Annotated in this window: 8 protein-coding genes and 1 CRISPR repeat array; of the genes, 6 read left to right on the top strand and 2 right to left on the bottom strand. The window is 69.8% G+C overall.

Features of this window, described 5'->3' with window-relative positions:
• The first annotated feature begins 19 nt into the window (after nucleotides 1-19).
• From cas7g to J2847_RS18440, 4 genes are read left to right on the top strand one after another with little or no spacing between them, the layout of a single operon-like run.
• On the top strand, nucleotides 20-1,258 hold the full coding sequence (cas7g, locus tag J2847_RS18455) for a type I-G CRISPR-associated RAMP protein Csb1/Cas7g (protein WP_209780352.1): 1,239 nt from the start codon (nucleotides 20-22) through the stop codon (nucleotides 1,256-1,258).
• Nucleotides 1,255-2,751, top strand: coding sequence for a type I-G CRISPR-associated protein Csb2 (gene csb2 / locus J2847_RS18450; RefSeq protein WP_209780351.1), 1,497 nt, complete (start codon nucleotides 1,255-1,257; stop codon nucleotides 2,749-2,751). Before cas7g ends, csb2 begins: the two co-directional genes overlap by 4 nt.
• Nucleotides 2,748-5,822: a type I-G CRISPR-associated helicase/endonuclease Cas3g gene (gene cas3g / locus J2847_RS18445; protein ID WP_209780350.1), complete on the top strand. Its 3,075-nt coding sequence runs from the start codon at nucleotides 2,748-2,750 to the stop codon at nucleotides 5,820-5,822. The genes csb2 and cas3g overlap by 4 nt, the downstream gene beginning before the upstream one ends.
• Entirely contained in the window at nucleotides 5,819-6,838 is a 1,020-nt protein-coding gene (locus tag J2847_RS18440; RefSeq protein ID WP_209780349.1) for a type I-G CRISPR-associated protein, Cas3-extension family, read from the top strand. Before cas3g ends, J2847_RS18440 begins: the two co-directional genes overlap by 4 nt.
• 7 nt (nucleotides 6,839-6,845) lie before the next feature.
• On the opposite strand, the gene J2847_RS18435 is transcribed toward J2847_RS18440, so the two are convergent.
• On the bottom strand, nucleotides 6,846-10,040 hold the full coding sequence (locus J2847_RS18435; protein ID WP_209780348.1) for a UvrD-helicase domain-containing protein: 3,195 nt from the start codon (nucleotides 10,038-10,040) through the stop codon (nucleotides 6,846-6,848).
• Entirely contained in the window at nucleotides 10,037-12,769 is a 2,733-nt protein-coding gene (locus tag J2847_RS18430; RefSeq protein WP_209780347.1) for a PD-(D/E)XK nuclease family protein, read from the bottom strand. The genes J2847_RS18435 and J2847_RS18430 overlap by 4 nt, the downstream gene beginning before the upstream one ends.
• A 191-nt stretch (nucleotides 12,770-12,960) precedes the next feature.
• On the opposite strand from J2847_RS18430, the gene cas4g/cas1g reads away from it, so the two are divergent.
• Complete coding sequence (gene cas4g/cas1g / locus J2847_RS18425; protein WP_209780346.1) at nucleotides 12,961-14,664, top strand: CRISPR-associated endonuclease Cas4g/Cas1g; 1,704 nt, start codon at nucleotides 12,961-12,963, stop codon at nucleotides 14,662-14,664.
• 16 nt (nucleotides 14,665-14,680) lie between these two features.
• Nucleotides 14,681-14,977, top strand: a complete 297-nt coding sequence (gene cas2 / locus J2847_RS18420; RefSeq protein ID WP_012975299.1) for a CRISPR-associated endonuclease Cas2 — start codon at nucleotides 14,681-14,683, stop codon at nucleotides 14,975-14,977.
• Nucleotides 14,978-15,207: 230 nt separating this feature from the next.
• Nucleotides 15,208-17,754: direct repeats of the CRISPR family, unit length 37 nt; unit sequence GTCTTCCTGGGTGGAAACGCCCAGGCCTCATTGAAGC.
• Between the last annotated feature and the right edge of the window lie 86 nt (nucleotides 17,755-17,840).

Genomic DNA, 17,840 nt, shown 5'->3' with positions numbered 1-17,840 from the left:
GAAGCCTGAGGGAACGTTTATGGACATTACCACGCTCACGCGCATGGTCGCGGAGAACGCCGCCCTGCGCCGCCGCCAGACCCTTCAGCCGGTCGGCGGCAGGAACGACAAGATCTTTCCCCCAACCTATCCCGGCGAAGGCCGCAATCCCCAGCCGACCCATGTCTATGAATGGCGCCGCATCTGGGACGACGACATCGCATGCGTGCTGGTCGACAGCCCGCAATCCCAGGCCAACCGGCTGGAGGAGTCGCTGCTCGCAGCCCACCGCGACGGGATGGCGCGCATCCCCCATGTTGTGGTCGATTTCAAGGCGTTCGATCTGGCCGGCCTGTCGGAGCTGACCTCGCTCGACGCGCCGCACCGCGTCTATGACGCCATCCTGCGCGACAGCCTGCTGGGCAACGAGCCGTTCATGGACAGCGCGCTCGGCAAGCGGCTGGCCAAGGCGAAGGCGGAGGACGCCAGCGCGCTCTTGGAAACCTCGCCCAACGCGCTGCTGTTCGGCTCCTGGCACTCCACCGGCGAGGGCGGCGGGCTGGGGGCCAAGTTCGCCCGCTGCCTGGTGTCGGAGATCGTCGCCATCGGCGTGCCGGTCGAAGGGGTGAAGAACCAGAAGACCGGCGAGATCGAACCACGCACCGCCGGACGCCGCACCGGCAGCCGCATCGACCCGCTGGGCGTGCTGCGCAAGGTCGAGGTGTTCAAAGGTCCGGCCGGCTGGGACGTCACCGCCGATGGGGCCGGCAAGAAGTCGAAGAAGGTCCGCCCCTCCGAGATCAACCATGGCAACATCGCGCCGTCGATCTCCGCCCTCGGCATCACCTGCGACCATCTGGAACAGACGGTGGTGATCAGCTTCGCCGCTCTGCGGCGGCTGCGCTTCGGTTCGCCGGAACGGGATGTCGCCGGGCGGGCACTGCTGGCCACCCTCGGCCTGCTCGCCATCGTCGAACAGGATGCCCAGGGCTATGCGCTGCGTTCGCGCTGCGATCTGGTCTGCGACGGCCGGGCGCCGCTGGAACTGGTCCATCCCGATGGCACCACCACCGAAATCGACATTGATCGCGATGGCGCCCGCGCGCTTTACCGCGACGCCGTGGCGGCGGCGATCAAGGCCGGTTTCGCCCTGCCCGAGGAGCCGATCCGGCTGGTTCCGCAGGACAAGCTGGTCGCCATCGTCCGCCGCAGCCAGGAACTCGCCCTGGAAGGCAAGGGCGGCGAGGAGGACGGCGAGGGCGATGGGGCCGGGTCATGACGGCCGCGCCGACAGCCCCACCCTCTACCGCCCTGGTGCTGGAGATCGACTATCTGCTGGGCGTCACCTTCTCGGCGTCCGGCCCGGAAGCCGACCAGCCGGACTGGCCGCCCCAGCCGCCGCGCGTCTTTTCCGCCCTGGTCGCCTCCTGGGCGGCGCGCGGCCAGCGCCCGGAGGAAAGCGCCGCGCTGGAATGGCTGGAGAAGCAGCGGACGCCGCGCATCGTCGCGTCCGGCCACATCGCCCGCTCCGCCCCCGTCCGCTTCGTTCCGCCCAACGACGCGGAAAGCGGGCGGTCGGGCGACAAGGCGGTCCTGCCGTCGCTGCGCTCCCGCCAGCCGCGCCGCTTTCCCGCCACCCGGCCCTTCAACCCGAAGGTCAGTCTGCACTGGCCCGACACCGCCCCGGACGACGGGACGATGGCGGCGCTGGAGGCGCTGGCCGCCGACACCGCCTATGTCGGCCATTCCACCAGCCTGACCCGCTGCCGCTTCCTGCGTGAGGCGGATGGGCCGCTACCGGAAAACGCCCGCTGGCCGACATGGACGATCTATCCGGGACGGCTCGACGAGCTGCGTCGCGCCTATGACGCGAACCAACGGCCCGGCCCCGGCAATCCCTTCAAGCCGCCGGCGGCGCCGCGCACGGAAGCAGCCGGCGTCTTCGCCGACCGCTGGCTGCTGCTGGAGCATGTCGTTTCCAAGACCGGCGGCGCCGGCATGCCCGACCTGCGGGCCGCCGCCCTGGTCGCCAAGAAAATCCACAAGACCCTGCTCAGCGGCTACGGTCGGATCGGCCTGCACAACGACGCCATCCCGGAGGTGGTCAGCGGCCACCAGCCCGACCGCGGGCCATCCCGCGCGCCGCACATCGCCATCGTGCCGATGAGCTTCACCGGCTTTCCCCATGCCGACGGCCACGCGCTCGGCTTCGCGGTCATTCCGCCGCGCGGCAGCGACCTGTTCGACGATCCCGATTTCCTGAAGGCGCTGCGGGCGGTGGCGCCGGTGGACGAGGACAGCGAACGCCGGCTGATGCACCTGGACGGCTTCGACCTGACCTTCGCCCCCACCTTCGATCCGCCGGAAAACCGCCGCTCGCTCGACCCGGCGCTCTACACCACGGCGGCGACGACCTTCGCCACCGTGACCCCGATCGTGCTCGACCGCCACCTGAAGGAGCGGGGGGAGGCGCGGCAAATCGAAATCGCCGACCAGATCGCCGCCGCCTGCCGCAATGTCGGGCTGCCGGAACCGGCTGACGTGGTGCCCGACAAGCATTCCGCCCTGGAAGGGGCGCCGTCGGCCTATCCCTCCGGCAACGCCCCGGCCTGGATGCGCTGGAAACTGCCCGACGCGCTCGCCAGCCGCCAGCTGACCCATGCGGTGATCCGCTTTCCGCAAAAGTTGCGGGGGCCGGTGCTGCTCGGCGCCGGCCGCTTCCTCGGGCTGGGCCTTTGCCGCCCGCTGGACAGCAAGGAGGAGCGGTCATGACGTCTCTCACCGCCGACCACTTCACCGCCTTCTTCACCGAGATCCACGGCCACCCGCCTTTTCCCTGGCAGCGGCGCCTCGCCGCCCAGGTCGCGGAGACCGGCGACTGGCCCGACCAGCTCGCCCTGCCGACCGGCTTCGGCAAGACGGCGGCCATCGACGTCGCCGTCTTCCATCTGGCGCTGGAGGCCGACCGGGGACCGCAGCGGCGGGCACCGCTGCGCATCGGCTTCGTCGTCGACCGCCGTCTGGTGGTGGATGACGCCTTCGAGCGGGCGAAGGAAATCAAGAAGGCTCTGGTCAAGCCGAAGGGCCCCGTCACCACCGTGGTCGCCGAACGGCTGCGCAAGCTGACCGGCGAACCGGACGCGCCGCCGCTGGTCGTCCAGCGCCTGCGCGGCGGCATCCCGCGCGAGGATGGTTGGGCGCGCAGCCCGGCCCAGCCGACCATCCTGTGTTCCACCGTCGATCAGGTCGGCTCGCGGCTGCTGTTCCGCGGCTATGGCGTGTCCGACGCGGCCAAGCCGATCCATGCCGGGCTGATCGGCGCCGATTCCCTGATCCTGCTCGACGAGGCCCATCTGGCCGAGCCGTTCCGTCAGACGCTCCGCCGGATCGCAAGGCACAAGAGTGACGACCCGGAAGCCGCCTCCGCCCCCTGGCGGGTCGCCCTGCTGTCGGCCACGCCGCGTCCCGAAGAGGGAGCGACGCTGTTCGAACCGGATGCGGCGGATGCCGACAACCCGATCCTCGCCGCCCGCCGAAACGCTCCCAAACCGGTGCGCCTGATCGCACCGCCCAAGGGCAAGGCCGAAGCCGTCGAAGAGGAGGACGGCGACGCGAAGGCGGACGCCACTGCCGAACGGCAGCGTGTCGGCGCCCTCGCCGATGCGGTGACGGCCACCATCGCCGACCTGCGCGCGCAGGGCATCGACCGCCCGGCGGTGGCCGTCGTGGTCAACCGCATCGCCCGCGCCCGCCAGCTGTTCGAGCGTCTGAAGGCGGAGAGCGGCGCCGATGCCGAACCGATCCTGATGATCGGCCCGACCCGCGCCCCGGATCGCGGGAAGGCGGTCGAGACTCTCCTCCCGCTGCGCACCCGGATGTGGACGGATGGCGAGACGCGGGCGCTGGAGCGCACGACCATCGTCGTCGCCACCCAATGCCTGGAAGCCGGCGCCGATCTCGATTTCGACGGGCTGGTCAGCGAAGCGGCACCGCTCGACGCGCTGCGCCAGCGCTTCGGCCGCCTGAACCGGGCCGGACGGCCCTTCGCCGCCCATGGCGCGGTGGTCGCCGGAAAGCCTGATCTCTCGACACGCTACGACGATCCCGTCTATGGCCGCTCGATCAAGGCGGCGTGGGACTGGCTCTCCGAACGGACGGCGGGAGGAACGGTCGATTTCGGACCGGCAGCCTTCAATGCGTTGTTGAAGGAGGCTCCACCCCCCGAAAATCCGTCGCCCTATTCGCCGCACGCCGACGCGCCGGTGCTGATGCCGGCCCATCTCGACCTGTTCAGCCAGACGGCGCCGGTGCCGGCCTGCGATCCCGAGATCTCGCTCTATCTGCACGGCCCCCGCCGCCAGCCCGACGCGGTGTCGATGATCTGGCGGGCCGACGTCGAGCCGGGCCGCCTGGACGATGCCAATCTGCGCCGCCTGCTGCTGCTGGTGCCGCCGCGCTCCGGCGAGGCGGTGGAACTGCCGGTGTGGACGGTGCGCCGCTGGCTGACGACCGGGGCACGGGAGATCGGCCAGTTGGCCGATCTTCCCGCCACCGCACCGGACGAGCCCTCCTTCCATCGGCCGGACGGCCCGCTGAAGCGGGTCTTCCGCTGGTCGGGCGACGACGACCGGTCCTGCTGGATCGAACCGTCGGCTCTGCGCCCCGGCGACACCATCATCGTTCCCGCCGGCTATGGCGGCCTGGACCGCTTCGGCTGGAACCCCGAGGCCGCCGGTCCCGTTGCCGACATCTCCGCCGAGGTGGCGGAGCCCTTCGCCGGGCGCCGTTTCGCCGTGCGCGTCGCCCCCGGCCTGCTGCTGTCCGCCCCTGACGGACTCCTCGACAAGGAGGAACGCCAGGAGCGGACGGCGGACGCCGATGCCGCCGCCGCCCGCCTGCGTCAGGCATTGGCGGACACGGGCAGCGTCACCGACTGGACGCGGGTGCGGGATGCCGTTCTTGCGCTCGGCCTGCCTGCCGAATTGAAGGCGGCGCTGACCCGGCTGGACCACGCCAAGGGCCGCCATCGGCGGGTGGAGATGCACCGCGACCTCTATGGCGAGGACGGCGACCAGCCGCGCGGCATCGTGTTCGTCGCGCCGCTGGGCCTGACGGACGTGACGACGAAAGACGACAAGGCGGACGGCGGGTCGACCGACGACGACATCGCCGGGTCGCTGCCCGGCTACGCCCAGCCCCTGGCCGAACACAGCGGAGAGGTGGAAAGGATGACCACCCGCTTCGCCAGCGCCGCCGGGTTGACGCCGGAGCGCGTCGCCGATCTCGCCATCGCCGGCTACCTGCATGATCTCGGCAAGATCGATGAGCGCTTTCAGCGCTGGCTGGCCGGCGATCCGCTGGCCGATCCGGACCGCGTGCTGGCGAAGTCCGGCCGGAAACTGCCGCGCGACGCCCGCGAGCGGGCCGGGCTGCCACCCCACTGGCGGCACGAGGCGCTGTCGGTGCGGCTGGCACGGGAAACGCCCCGGCTGGAGGAGGCCACGGACCCGCAACTCGTCCTGTGGCTGGTCGGCACCCATCACGGCCATGGCCGCCCTCTGTTCCCGCACGGCGACGAGAAGGATACGGAGCTGCGGCCAAATCTGCCGGCGGTGCTCGGCAATCGAACCAGCTTGGCGCCGGGCCATGGCCCGCAATCGCTGGGCTTCGATCTGGACGGGCTGGACTGGCCCGGCCTGTTCGAAACGCTGAAGGCGAAATACGGCCTGTGGGAGCTGGCCCGGATGGAAGCGATCCTGCGGCTCGCCGACCAGCGCGCGTCGGCGGAGGCCGCCAAACGGAGGGGCGATGAGGCCGGCAAGAGGGAAGGAGACGCGGCATGACCACCGCACACCAGGATCCCACCACCAAACACCGGCTGACCGGGCTGGAACCGGACAATCTGCTGGCCTTCCTGGCCCTGCTCGGCCTGCTGCGGGCGCTGGAGGCCACAGACCGGGCGCGCGAGGCGGCGGACCGCCTCCATCCTCGTGCCTCCTGGAGCTTGGATGAACCGCCGCTGCGCCCGGTGCTGCATCTGGCCCGCCCGCTCTCGCGGGATGAGGTGGCGGGTGAAGCGGCACGAGGGATCGCCCTGCTGACCGAAGCCCACGACTTCGGCAAACAGAAGGATCTGAACTACACCCGGCAGGAGGCCCGCGAGTTGCTCGAACAGTCAATCGGCACCGGAGCGGATCGCGCCGACCTGCTGGCCGCGCTGATGACCGATGCGGCGATCAAGGACGAGGACAAGCCGGACACGGCTCCCATCGACCCGACGCCGCTGTGCCTGCTGTTCGGCCAGGGGCATCAGCATTTCCTCGAACGGCTGGCCCGCGTCCCGGCGGAAGCGGCACCGCCGCCGCGCGGGCGCGGCAAGAAGGCCGTCACCCTGACGGCGGCAGCCTGCTTGGCCGAGGCGCTGTTCGCGCCCTGGCACCGCGACGATCCCACCTCCTCCTTCCGCTGGGATCCGGAGGAGGATGTGCGCTATGCCCTGATGGCCGGCAACCCGACCGATCCGGCCTACAAGCTCGGCACCCAGCATGGGGCGAACCGGCTGGCGGCGGTCGGTCTGGCGGCGCTGACACTGGCCCCGGAAACGCGCGCCGGACGGGTGCGCCCCACCCTGCCCGGCGGCGCCTGGAAGGACGGCTTCTCCTTCGCATGGCCGGTGTGGCGCGACCCGGCGAGCCTGCCGGCGATCCGCGCCCTGCTCGGCCATCCCGATCTGCGGGAGCCGGACGGCCTGTCCCATCTCGGCGTCGCGCATGTCTTTGCCGCCCGGCGCATCTCGGTCGGCAAATTCATGAACTTCACCCGCGCCCAGTTGATCTGGCCGCCGGACGCCCCATCCTGACGGCCGTTCAGCCCACCTCAAGCAGCCGCCCGACCACCGGCATGTGAATGAAGCACCCCAGCACCGGGCGGCCGCTGGCCTCCGCCACCAGCCGGGCGTAGAGCGCCAGCTGGGGTGCGTGCTCCAGGGCGCGCTCAGCCCAGCGCTCATGCGGGCCTGGAAAAGCCTTGTGGTCGAGGATCACCCAGCCCGTCCCCGCATCGACCAGCAGGTCGATGCGGCCAGACACCCGTTGCAGGCCAAGCCGTCCCTGCACCGGCACCTCGCAGCGCCAGCCCGCCCCCGGCCAGCGGGCTGCCAGCGCGCGCCACAGGCGGTCGCCCGCCTCGACCAGCGCCTCCGCCGCCATCCCCGGCAGCTCCCAGCGAGTCAGCAGCCCGGCGGCCAACGCCAGCCGGCGTGCCGCCGGGGTATCCGGCCGGTCCACCGCCAGAAAGCCATGCATCGCCTCGCCCAGCCGGGTGATGTCGGCACCGCCGGGGGTCGGCAGGCGTTCCCCCAACCGCGTTTCTCCCGCCAGGACCGCGGGCGCCGCATCGGCCGCCGGACGCCAGCGGCTGGGCGCGATCCGCAAGGGCGGATGCTCCACCGGCGCCGCCGCCGGCAGGGTGAAGACGGATGCCTCCGGATCGATGCATGACCCTGGGTCCGTTTCCTCCGGCGGTTCGAACGACGCCAGAGTGAGGGGATGACGGGCGGAGGCGACCCGCAATTCCGGTTCGCCATCGGCCGCCGGCAACTGGACCACCGGCACCCCCTCCGCATCGCGGGGCGCGGTCAGCCATGCCGCACCGTGCCGGCTCTGGGCCAGAACCAGATAATCGCGCGCCCGTGTCAGCCCGACATAGAGCAGGCGCACGGCTTCCGCCTGCTCGCGGGCGCCGGCGGCGGCCATCTCCGGGCTGGCATCGGCGGAACCGTCCAGCCCGGTGCCCTTGCGCTGCTTCTCGTAGGGCCAGGGCCACCAGCGCAGCCAGCGACCGGCCAGCGGGTTCCAGGGATCGACGCCATCCGCCGGCCCCTCCACCGACAGGCCGAAGGGTGACGGGTCCGGCCCGTCCTGAAGATCGATCGCAATCACCAGCGGCCATTCCAGCCCCTTGGCCTGATGGTAGGTCATCACCCGCACCGCCGCGGCGTCGGTGGCGGGCGGCTGGTCGCCTCCCTTGTCCACATCGCTCAGGAAACCGATCAGCCCGCCGGCGGTGGCCGCCCCGCGCCGGGCGCGGCAGTCCTCCTCGTAATCGCGGGCCAGTCCGCGCAGCGCGTCGAGATTCGCCAGCCGCCCGGCGGCGTCCCCCCAGCGCTTGACCCGCTCCACCACCCCGCCGGCCATCATGGCGACCTCCAGCGCCTCCACCGGAGTGAGGTGCAGAAGCCGGCCGCGCGCGGCATCGAGCGCCCGCAGCGGCTCCAACTCCTCCCGCGCCCGCCGGGCGGCGCCCCGGGCGTCGTCGGGGCGCAGCCAGTCCTCCAGCCAGGACGGCTGTCCGTCGCCACCTGTGGCATCGCCGTCCGCATGGGCCAGTTCGACCATCGCCAGCGTGTCGGCCGGATCGACCAGATAGCGCAGGGCGGCGAGCGCCAGTCCGGCTTCCGGGGTCGAGACCAGCCCCTGACGTCCGACCGCCACCTTCAGCCCGGCGGCGGCCAGTGCCCGCGCCGCAACGGCGCAACGCTCGTTCTTGCGGCAGAGGATGGCGATATCCTCCCCTCGGATGGGCCGCGTCCGGCCCTCGCGGTCGCCGCGCATGCCGACCGGCCAAGTCTCCGGCAGCGCCAGCAGGGTCGCCACACCACGGGCGAGCGCCGCCAGCACCAGATCCCAATTCTTGCCGCCCAGCGTCCACAGCGCCAGCGGTGGCCGCTGGTCCGCCCCATCCTTCCGGGCACAGCCGCCGACCGTCGCATCCTCCCGCGCGATCCCCAGCGGCGGGAAGGCGGCGCCGAACAGGTCGTTGTGAAAGGCGACCAGACCGGGACGCGACCGCCAGCTGGTCGGCAGCCGCTCCGTCATGCCGCCGGTGGCGCGCGGCACCGTGGCGGTCACCGCGTCGATCAGCGCCGGATCGGTGCCGCGGAAGCCGTAGATCGCCTGCTTGGCATCGCCGACCCAGACGGAGCGGCGAACCACGCGGGCCAGCCGGAGGAAAAGGGCGAGCTGGATCGGGCTGGTGTCCTGGAACTCGTCGACCAACGCCAGCTCGATCCGCTCGGCCAGCCGGTCGCGAAGCTCGGGCTGCTCCAGCAGGGCCAGCGCCTCGCATTCCTGATCGACGAAATCGACGAGACCACGGTCGCGCTTGAACCGGCCATAGGCCTCCATCGCCTCGGCGGCGCAGCGGAACACCCCTTCGACCAGGGCGCGCAGGTCGGCGCGGAGACGGGGATGGCGCAGATGGGCGCCGGCCGCCTCCCGCACCGGATCGACCACGGCGGTCCAGCGCTTGCCGGCATCGGTTTTGCCGAGCCGCACCCACTCCGCCCAGGGCAGCGGGCGCCCGTCATCCAGCAGGGCGGCGGCATCCTTCAGCACCGCCAGCGCCTCCGCCGTCTTCTTCACCCCGGTGTCGCCCGCCGCCCCGATGGCGGTGACAGCGGCCGACACCGCGTCGGCCAGGGCGCGATCGAGCGTCTCGCCGGAGTCCGCCGCCGCCGGCAGCAAGGTGAACAGCCCGGCGAGCGAGCGCTCGGCCGACAGGACGAGGTCATCCGCCGCAATGCCGTTCAGCCGCGCCTTGGCGCCGACCTCCTGCACCAGACCGCGCCAGTCCGGCAGCCGCAGACGCCAGGCGGCGGCCTCGACACCGTCGCCATGGCGAAGGATGACCGCATCGGCCGCCGCGGCGAACAGGGCGGCGGCACGCTCGTCGGCGATCACCTCGGCGACGGGGGATCGCCCGGCCTCCAGTGCGAAGTCGGCGGCGATGCGGCCGAACAGGGCGTTGACGGTGCCGATCCGCCCAGCCAGCGCATCGCGCGCCGCCTCGTTCCGGCCGGCCTCGAACAGCCCGCCGCGGATGCGCTCCAGCAATTCGGCCGCCGCCTTGCGGGTGAAGGTGGTGGCGAGGATCGCCTCCGGCGCAATGCCCGCCGCCACCGCGTCAAGATAGGCGCGGGTCAGCCGGTGGGTCTTGCCGGTGCCGGCGCTGGCCGTCACCAGATCGACCGGCGACATCTCCGTACGAGACAGGCCGTTCATGCGCCAACGCTCCCGACGCCGCACAGGCGTCCGTATCCGCAGAGTTTGCAGGGTGGTTCCAAGGTCAATTCAGCCGATCCATCCGATCCGGAACCGCTGTCGTCGGGAATCCCGGCCGCCCGGATGTCGCCGTCGACCAGACGCTCCAACGCCGCCGAACGACCGCTCCAGGCCGCGCGCCAGACCGCCGACAGGTCGCTGCCCGGCACATGCAGATGCGGCGGGAAGGGGGCCGGCGCGCAAGCCAGAAGCCGCTGCTGCGCCAGCATCATATAGCCGGCCGGAACCGCAAGCTCCTCTCCTGCGCCCTGCCCTGCCCCATGGCCGACCAGCCGGCCGTAAACGGCAAGCTGGACCGCCCGCCCCTCGGCGATCTCCTGCCGGCGGCGCTTGTCGCTGCCACTCCATTTCAGGTCGAGAACCACCGGCGCGCCCGCCGCCGTTTCCAGCAGCAGGTCGACCCGCCCTTCCAACGTCACACCGTCCAGGTCGGCCTCCACCGGAACCTCGCAGCCACGCACCCGCAGCCCGGCCTCGGCGATCAGCCCCACCAGCCGGCGGGCCGCCTCCACTACCCCGGCACGGGCACGCTCCATCTCCAGCCCCAGGCCGGGACGCAGCAGCGGCGCCGCCAGAGCCGGCAGCAAACGGTCGAACAGAGCGGCGGCACGGGCGGCGGCGGCCTCCGGCGTCCAGTCGGGCCGCTCGGTCAGAAGCTCTGCAAGGACCGCATGGGCGAGCGAGCCGAGCAGACGCGCCCCGTCCGGGATGGCCCGCAGCACGCCGGGCCGGATGCCGGCGACATGGTGCAACACCCAGGCGAAAGGGCAGCCGAGCAGACGTTCCAGGCCGGTGGCCGACAGCCGGTCCGGCACGGCGACCGCACCGGCGGGAACCCGCCAGCGCGCCCGCGGCAGCGGTGGCACTCCCGGCTCCAATTCTTCGCGGAAAAGCGTACGACCGGCGAAGGTCAGGCGATCCACCGTCAGGGCGGCGCTCGCGGACAGCCGCGGGCAACGGGCCAGCGCGGGTTCGATCTCGTGCCACAGCGGATGGGCAGCGGCCGCCTCCCCGGCGATCCGGCGCGGCCTGACCAGGATCAGCCGGTCGACCGCATTCAGCAGCGGCAGCCGCCATGCCCAGGCTTCGCGGGCCAGACGCGCGCCCGCCGGTTCCGGCAGGCAGCCGGCGCCGGCCAGCGCCAGACGTTCCGCATTGCTCCAGGGGATGGCGGGATGGGCCGCAGCCGGATCGACGAAACCCCACCACAGCACGGTGCCGCCCGGCCCCCAAAGCTGTCCGGGATCGTCGACCGTCGCCCAAGCCGCCGCCTCGGCCCCGCCGGCCGGCATGGCGACGCCGTCGGCGACAACCATGTCGAGCATGCGGTCCAACTGGGGCCGGGACAGCCGCGACACCCCGCAGGCGGCGACCACGCCCGCCATCGCTTCCGCCTGATCGGCGACGGTGTCCAGCATCTCGTCGCGGCCGCCGCCCTGGCTGCCGTCCCGGGTTCCCGGCCGGGGTGCGGCACGCCCGCGCGCCCAGGCCGCCACCCGCCCGCACAGCGCCACCGCGGTCGGAACCGGCACCCCTTCCGTTTCCGGAAAGCGGGCGCTTTCCAGCCAGCCGCGCCACTCCCGCTCCTCCGCAGCCAGCCGGCGCTCCAACTCCTTGCCCGACAGGCCGCGCGCCTCCAGCCTGGCGCGACGGCGATCGCACGCGGTCCGCCACGCCTCCTGCCAGACCGGACCGCCGATGCCCGGCGCCTCGACCAGCGCATCGGCGAAGGCCTCGGCCACACCGGACGGGATCGGCGATTGCGGCAGGGTCAGCAACTCCATCAGGCGATGGGCGTCCAACGGTTCCCACAGAGCGGCAAAAGCCAAAGGCAGCACCTGCGCCGCTCCTCTCCAGGCCGAGCGCCCCGCCCCGCCGACACGCGGCAGGCCGAGCCGGCGGCAGGCCTCGTCCAGCAAGGTGGTGCGCTGGCCCTTGATGATCACCACTTGGTGATCGAGGTCCGGCCGGGCAGCGAGCCAGCCGGCAACCACCTCCGCCGCCATCCATTCATCGTCGGCCTCCAGCACCGTCACGCCGCCGTCGCCGACAGCCTCGGCGGTGCGGTCGCCGGCAAGACGGCGCCCGAGAGCGGCCAGATCGCCGCCGCCCAGCGCTTCGCCGTCCTTGCATGGCAGGATGCGGACCCCCGCCGCAGCCAGCCGGTCGAGCATCAGCCGCCAGCCCGGCGGCAGCAGTCCCGCCGGCGTGGCCAGGCGCAGTTCGGCGATCGGCAGGGTCGGCAAGGCGGCCAGTTCGTCGAGCAGAGCGCGCAGACGGTCGGCACGGCCGGGGATCAGCGGTCCGGCGGCCCTTTCCACCGCTGCAAGCGTCGACAGCCGTTCGCCACCACCGGGATTCTCACCGGTCCAGCCGGCCTCGACCAGCGCGTCGCGCCAGCCGAGGATCAGGGCGGCGACCGCCCAGCCATCGGCGGCCAGCGATGCGCTGAAGAAGCGCGCGCCATCATCCACAGCCCGCAACCGAGCCAGGAACTGGGCGACGCGCAGCACATGCGGCGCATCCGGTCTGCCGAGGCCAAGACAGCTTTCGAGCAGCCCGACAAGCCCCTCCGGTCCGACCACCGCATCGTCCAGACCACAGGACCCGCCATCGAGCGTTTCCGGCCAACGGGCGCCGTCCAGATGCCAGCCGAACTGAATGCGCATGGCACCCTCCCTTCGCAACTCCACACACAACTATCGTACCGGCAATATAAACAAAAGGTTGACACATATCCGAATTATATTCTTCTAATTGTATTCTATTCGCAAATCGTTCCTTTTCAGGTTTCAATCAGGGAATTTTCCCCCGCTGATACGAGAATCGCTGACAAACCATCCTTCAGGGAGTGGTGCCGATGACCGAACAGCTAAGCCTCGCCCTTCCCGCGCCGCCGGAAAGCGATCCAGATCTGCTGGTACCGGCGCGCATGGTCAACGAATGGGTCTATTGCCCGCGCCTGGCCTATCTGGAGTGGGTCGAGGGCAGTTGGGCGGCCAGCGCCGACACGGAGGAGGGCAAGCGGGTTCATGCCCGCGTCGATGCCGGGCGCGGCACCCTGCCCCCGCCGGAGGAAGCCGACGAGGCCCCGCCCTTCGAGGTCCGCTCCATCGAGCTGTCGTCCGAACGGCTGGGGCTGGTCGCCAAGATGGACGTGATCGAAGGAGATGACGGCATCCTCGCCCCCATCGACTTCAAGAAGGGCAAGCGGCCCCATGTGGAGGGCGGCGCCTATGAGCCGGAAAAGGTCCAGCTTTGCGCCCAGGCGCTGGTTCTGGAGGACAACGGCTACCGGGTGGGCGGCGGCTTCCTGTGGTTTTCCGGCAGCCGGGAACGGGTGCCGGTGGCCTTCGGCGAGGATCTGCGTGCCCGCACCCTCGAAGCGGCGTCGGGATTGCGGCTGGCCGCCGCCGCCCGCCGCATCCCGCCGCCGCTCGACAACAGCCGCAAATGCGCGAAATGCTCGCTGCTGCCGATCTGCCTGCCGGACGAGGTCAACCTGTTTCGCAGCGGCGGCCCGCCGCGCACACCGCCGCCTGCCGCCGATTCGGCCATGCCGCTCTATGTCCAGCAACCGGGGGCGCGGGTCGGCAAGAAGGGCGACCTGCTGGTCATCACGGCGGAGAACGAGCCGGACCGCGAGCTGCCGATCGGCGAGGTCTCCGAACTGGTGCTCGCCGGTCCGGTATCGCTGTCCACGCCGGCCCTGCACGCGCTGGTGCGCGAGGAAATCCCCGTCGCCTGGATGTCCAGCGGCTTCTGGTTCATGGCCACCACCGGCGGCCGCGGGCCGCGCAGCGCGCATGCGCGCGAGGCGCAATATGCGGTGCGCGGCGACGCCTTCCGCCGGCTGCTGTTCGCCCGCGACCTCGTCCGGGCGAAGCTGCGCAACCAGCGTACCATCTTGCGCCGCAACTGGCGGGCGACCGAGGCCGAGCGCGACCATGCCGCCGATACGCTGAAACGGCTGGCCGAGCGCACCGCGAAGGTCGCCTCGCTGCCGGAACTTCTGGGGGTCGAGGGCGAAGGGGCGGCGGTCTATTTCCGTGCCTTTCCCTCTCTGTTCACCGACAAGGTGGCGGGGTTGCCGGAGTTCGGCTTCGACCGTCGATCGCGACGCCCGCCGGCCGACCCGGTCAATGCCTGCCTGTCGCTGTGCTATTCGCTGCTGGCGCGCACTTGCGCCACGGCGCTGGAGATCGCCGGGCTGGATCCCTGGGCCGGCCTTTACCATGCCGACCGGCCGGGCCGCCCCGCCCTGGCGCTGGACCTGATGGAGCCGCTGCGGCCGATCCTGGCCGATTCCACGGTGCTGATGGCGCTGAACAATGGGGAACTCTCGCCCAGTGATTTCGTCACCGTGGGGCCGGGCTGCAACCTGACGGTCGCGGGTCGGCGCTCCCTGATCCGCGCCTTCGAGCGGCGCCTGGATCAGGAAGCTTCCCATCCGGACTTCGGCTATCAGATCTCGATGCGGCGGATGCTGCATGTGCAGGCGCGACTGCTGGCCCGCCATCTGCTGGGCGAATTCGACCGCTACACGCATTACTGCCCACGATAAGCGAGAGGAGCCGCCGATGGCCGGCAACGAGCGCCTTTACATCGTGACTTACGACATCGGCGACCCGAAACGGGGGCGGCGGGTATTCAAGGCGATGGAGGGGTATGGCCGCTGGCTTCAGCTTTCGGTTTTCCAATGCCGCCTGACCCCGCGCCGCCGGGCGGCCTTGGGCGCCCGGCTGGACGGTCTGATCAAGCCGTCGGAGGATCATGTCCTGATCATGGACATCGGTCCGGCCGAAACAGTGGATTTGCGAATAGAGAGCCTTGGCCGTCCATTCGACACGATCCGGCGCGAGGCGATCGTGGTGTGAGCGTGGCGTGTGATGCTATCGTGGAAGCCTGCCGGCCCTTTTGCGAGGGGTTCGGCGCACATGAAAATGCTGGCACCGCTCGAATTTGCCAAGTGGTTGTCGGCGCTCGGTTCTTTGACATCGTGAAGAACGAATGCGGATCGAAAACCGCCCTGCCCATCCTCGAAGTGAGAAACCCTTCGAAATCGGCGCCATTTCTGGCTATTAAACTAGCGGCTAGAGTGGTGGCGGTCTTCCTGGGTGGAAACGCCCAGGCCTCATTGAAGCGTCAAGCCGCTGGGCGGTACCGTGACGATCGCACGCGCGTCTTCCTGGGTGGAAACGCCCAGGCCTCATTGAAGCTCGGTCCCCGCTTCGGCGTCGGCAGGTCCGTGACCAGTCTTCCTGGGTGGAAACGCCCAGGCCTCATTGAAGCAATTCCAAACGCTACCTGGACGAAAACCCCGACGTCGGTCTTCCTGGGTGGAAACGCCCAGGCCTCATTGAAGCGCCAACAGCGCGCAGGCGCAGGAATATGCCCAGAACCGTCTTCCTGGGTGGAAACGCCCAGGCCTCATTGAAGCATCAATTTGCAATGAGGCATATACGATGACCCCTCCGTCTTCCTGGGTGGAAACGCCCAGGCCTCATTGAAGCTGCAGCCGTTGCGGTGATCTACTTCATGTGTAGGAGTGTCTTCCTGGGTGGAAACGCCCAGGCCTCATTGAAGCAAGATCCAGAACGTGATGGGCTTCGCCATGACCGACCTGGTCTTCCTGGGTGGAAACGCCCAGGCCTCATTGAAGCCACAAAGCCGTCGCCCTGCAGTGCGAGTCCATGAACGTCTTCCTGGGTGGAAACGCCCAGGCCTCATTGAAGCAATTGGGCCGCCGAGCGAGATGTCGTTGCGGTGTCGGTCTTCCTGGGTGGAAACGCCCAGGCCTCATTGAAGCAACGGCTTGAAGGTGGTGGACGCTCCCGGCAGCCCGTCTTCCTGGGTGGAAACGCCCAGGCCTCATTGAAGCGGCGCGGACACGCTCGTGCCGGTGGCCCGGGTGCAGGTCTTCCTGGGTGGAAACGCCCAGGCCTCATTGAAGCAACGTGCCCGCCGGGGCTTCCAGCACGCCGCCGGATTCGCGTCTTCCTGGGTGGAAACGCCCAGGCCTCATTGAAGCAAGAGGTCGCCGTGCGGGCCGACGCCATACGGACGGACGTCTTCCTGGGTGGAAACGCCCAGGCCTCATTGAAGCACCTTCACGTCGTCGTCGTCCGCCGGCCCGATCCAGTCTTCCTGGGTGGAAACGCCCAGGCCTCATTGAAGCCGTTGAGCGCTCCGGTCAGGTCGCCGCCGGATAGGGGTCTTCCTGGGTGGAAACGCCCAGGCCTCATTGAAGCGCGAAGGACTTTATCTCAGCCTGCTTGACGTCCGGTCGTCTTCCTGGGTGGAAACGCCCAGGCCTCATTGAAGCGTTCTACTGATGTCGCCGAATGGCGATGGAGCGAGCGGTCTTCCTGGGTGGAAACGCCCAGGCCTCATTGAAGCCATCGGTGCAAGTCCCACTGTCTGACCTGCAAACTCAGTCTTCCTGGGTGGAAACGCCCAGGCCTCATTGAAGCCCATAGACTGTATCGGCCGGAGGCGTGGGAGTGCAGGCAGTCTTCCTGGGTGGAAACGCCCAGGCCTCATTGAAGCTCGCCAGAATTGACCATCACCCTATCGCCTATGGGTCTTCCTGGGTGGAAACGCCCAGGCCTCATTGAAGCGGTGTTCCCCCAGGTCCAGGCGGCACGCCTGGAGCCGTCTTCCTGGGTGGAAACGCCCAGGCCTCATTGAAGCTTCTACGGCATTCGCTGCGGTTTCGGCATCGGTAAGCCGTCTTCCTGGGTGGAAACGCCCAGGCCTCATTGAAGCCCGACCACCCGTGTCGGCCGCCGGCTGGTGATTTCCCGTCTTCCTGGGTGGAAACGCCCAGGCCTCATTGAAGCCAGTACTCTGCGGCTTTTCGCAGATCGCTGTTGGCCGTCTTCCTGGGTGGAAACGCCCAGGCCTCATTGAAGCAAGACGCCAGATGTCGGAGAAGTCTTTCAAGGTTCGTCTTCCTGGGTGGAAACGCCCAGGCCTCATTGAAGCGGGAAGGACTACGGCGCCACCGCGACGATCAAGGACGGCCGGTCTTCCTGGGTGGAAACGCCCAGGCCTCATTGAAGCACTTGGACCGACATGCAGCTCGGTCCCAGTGGCAGCCCGCGTCTTCCTGGGTGGAAACGCCCAGGCCTCATTGAAGCGGAAGCCACAGCAACCCAAGCAGACCGAGGCGCCAGACGTCTTCCTGGGTGGAAACGCCCAGGCCTCATTGAAGCCTTCCGAAAGCCCCGCGACAGTCCACCGTGATTTGGTCTTCCTGGGTGGAAACGCCCAGGCCTCATTGAAGCTCCAAAAAGAAAGGCGCCCCACGGTGGAGCGCCTGTGTCTTCCTGGGTGGAAACGCCCAGGCCTCATTGAAGCCATGGCGGCGCGCACGCCATCGTCCACCACCTTCGCGTCTTCCTGGGTGGAAACGCCCAGGCCTCATTGAAGCAACGCCGCTTTCGGTCGAGACGTGGCCGCCGCCAACGTCTTCCTGGGTGGAAACGCCCAGGCCTCATTGAAGCCGGGGATCAGTTCCTCAATGTCGGACTTCAAACGGCGTCTTCCTGGGTGGAAACGCCCAGGCCTCATTGAAGCAACTCGTCAACCGGGCTCACCCTGCGCGGTCAATGGGTCTTCCTGGGTGGAAACGCCCAGGCCTGGTCGTGTCCCGAGGCGTGGTGTAGGAGCCGGGGGGCTCATCTGGTCTCCGGCAGGCCTAGCCGGGGCAGTCACGCAGCCGTAGCGGGCAACGTG

The organism is Azospirillum agricola (genome assembly GCF_017876095.1).
GTDB classification, from domain to species: Bacteria; Pseudomonadota; Alphaproteobacteria; order Azospirillales; family Azospirillaceae; genus Azospirillum; species Azospirillum agricola.
The sequence above is the reverse complement of the archived record's forward strand: the minus strand, read 5'-3'. Positions and strand labels throughout refer to the sequence as shown.

Coding starts and splice junctions, on each gene's coding strand:
- cas7g (WP_209780352.1), top strand. CDS start 20: ATGGACATTACCACGCTCACGCGCATGGTCGCGGAGAACGCCGCCCTG.
- cas2 (WP_012975299.1), top strand. CDS start 14,681: ATGGCCGGCAACGAGCGCCTTTACATCGTGACTTACGACATCGGCGAC.
- J2847_RS18440 (WP_209780349.1), top strand. CDS start 5,819: ATGACCACCGCACACCAGGATCCCACCACCAAACACCGGCTGACCGGG.
- cas3g (WP_209780350.1), top strand. CDS start 2,748: ATGACGTCTCTCACCGCCGACCACTTCACCGCCTTCTTCACCGAGATC.
- J2847_RS18435 (WP_209780348.1), bottom strand. CDS start 10,040: ATGAACGGCCTGTCTCGTACGGAGATGTCGCCGGTCGATCTGGTGACG.
- csb2 (WP_209780351.1), top strand. CDS start 1,255: ATGACGGCCGCGCCGACAGCCCCACCCTCTACCGCCCTGGTGCTGGAG.
- J2847_RS18430 (WP_209780347.1), bottom strand. CDS start 12,769: ATGCGCATTCAGTTCGGCTGGCATCTGGACGGCGCCCGTTGGCCGGAA.
- cas4g/cas1g (WP_209780346.1), top strand. CDS start 12,961: ATGACCGAACAGCTAAGCCTCGCCCTTCCCGCGCCGCCGGAAAGCGAT.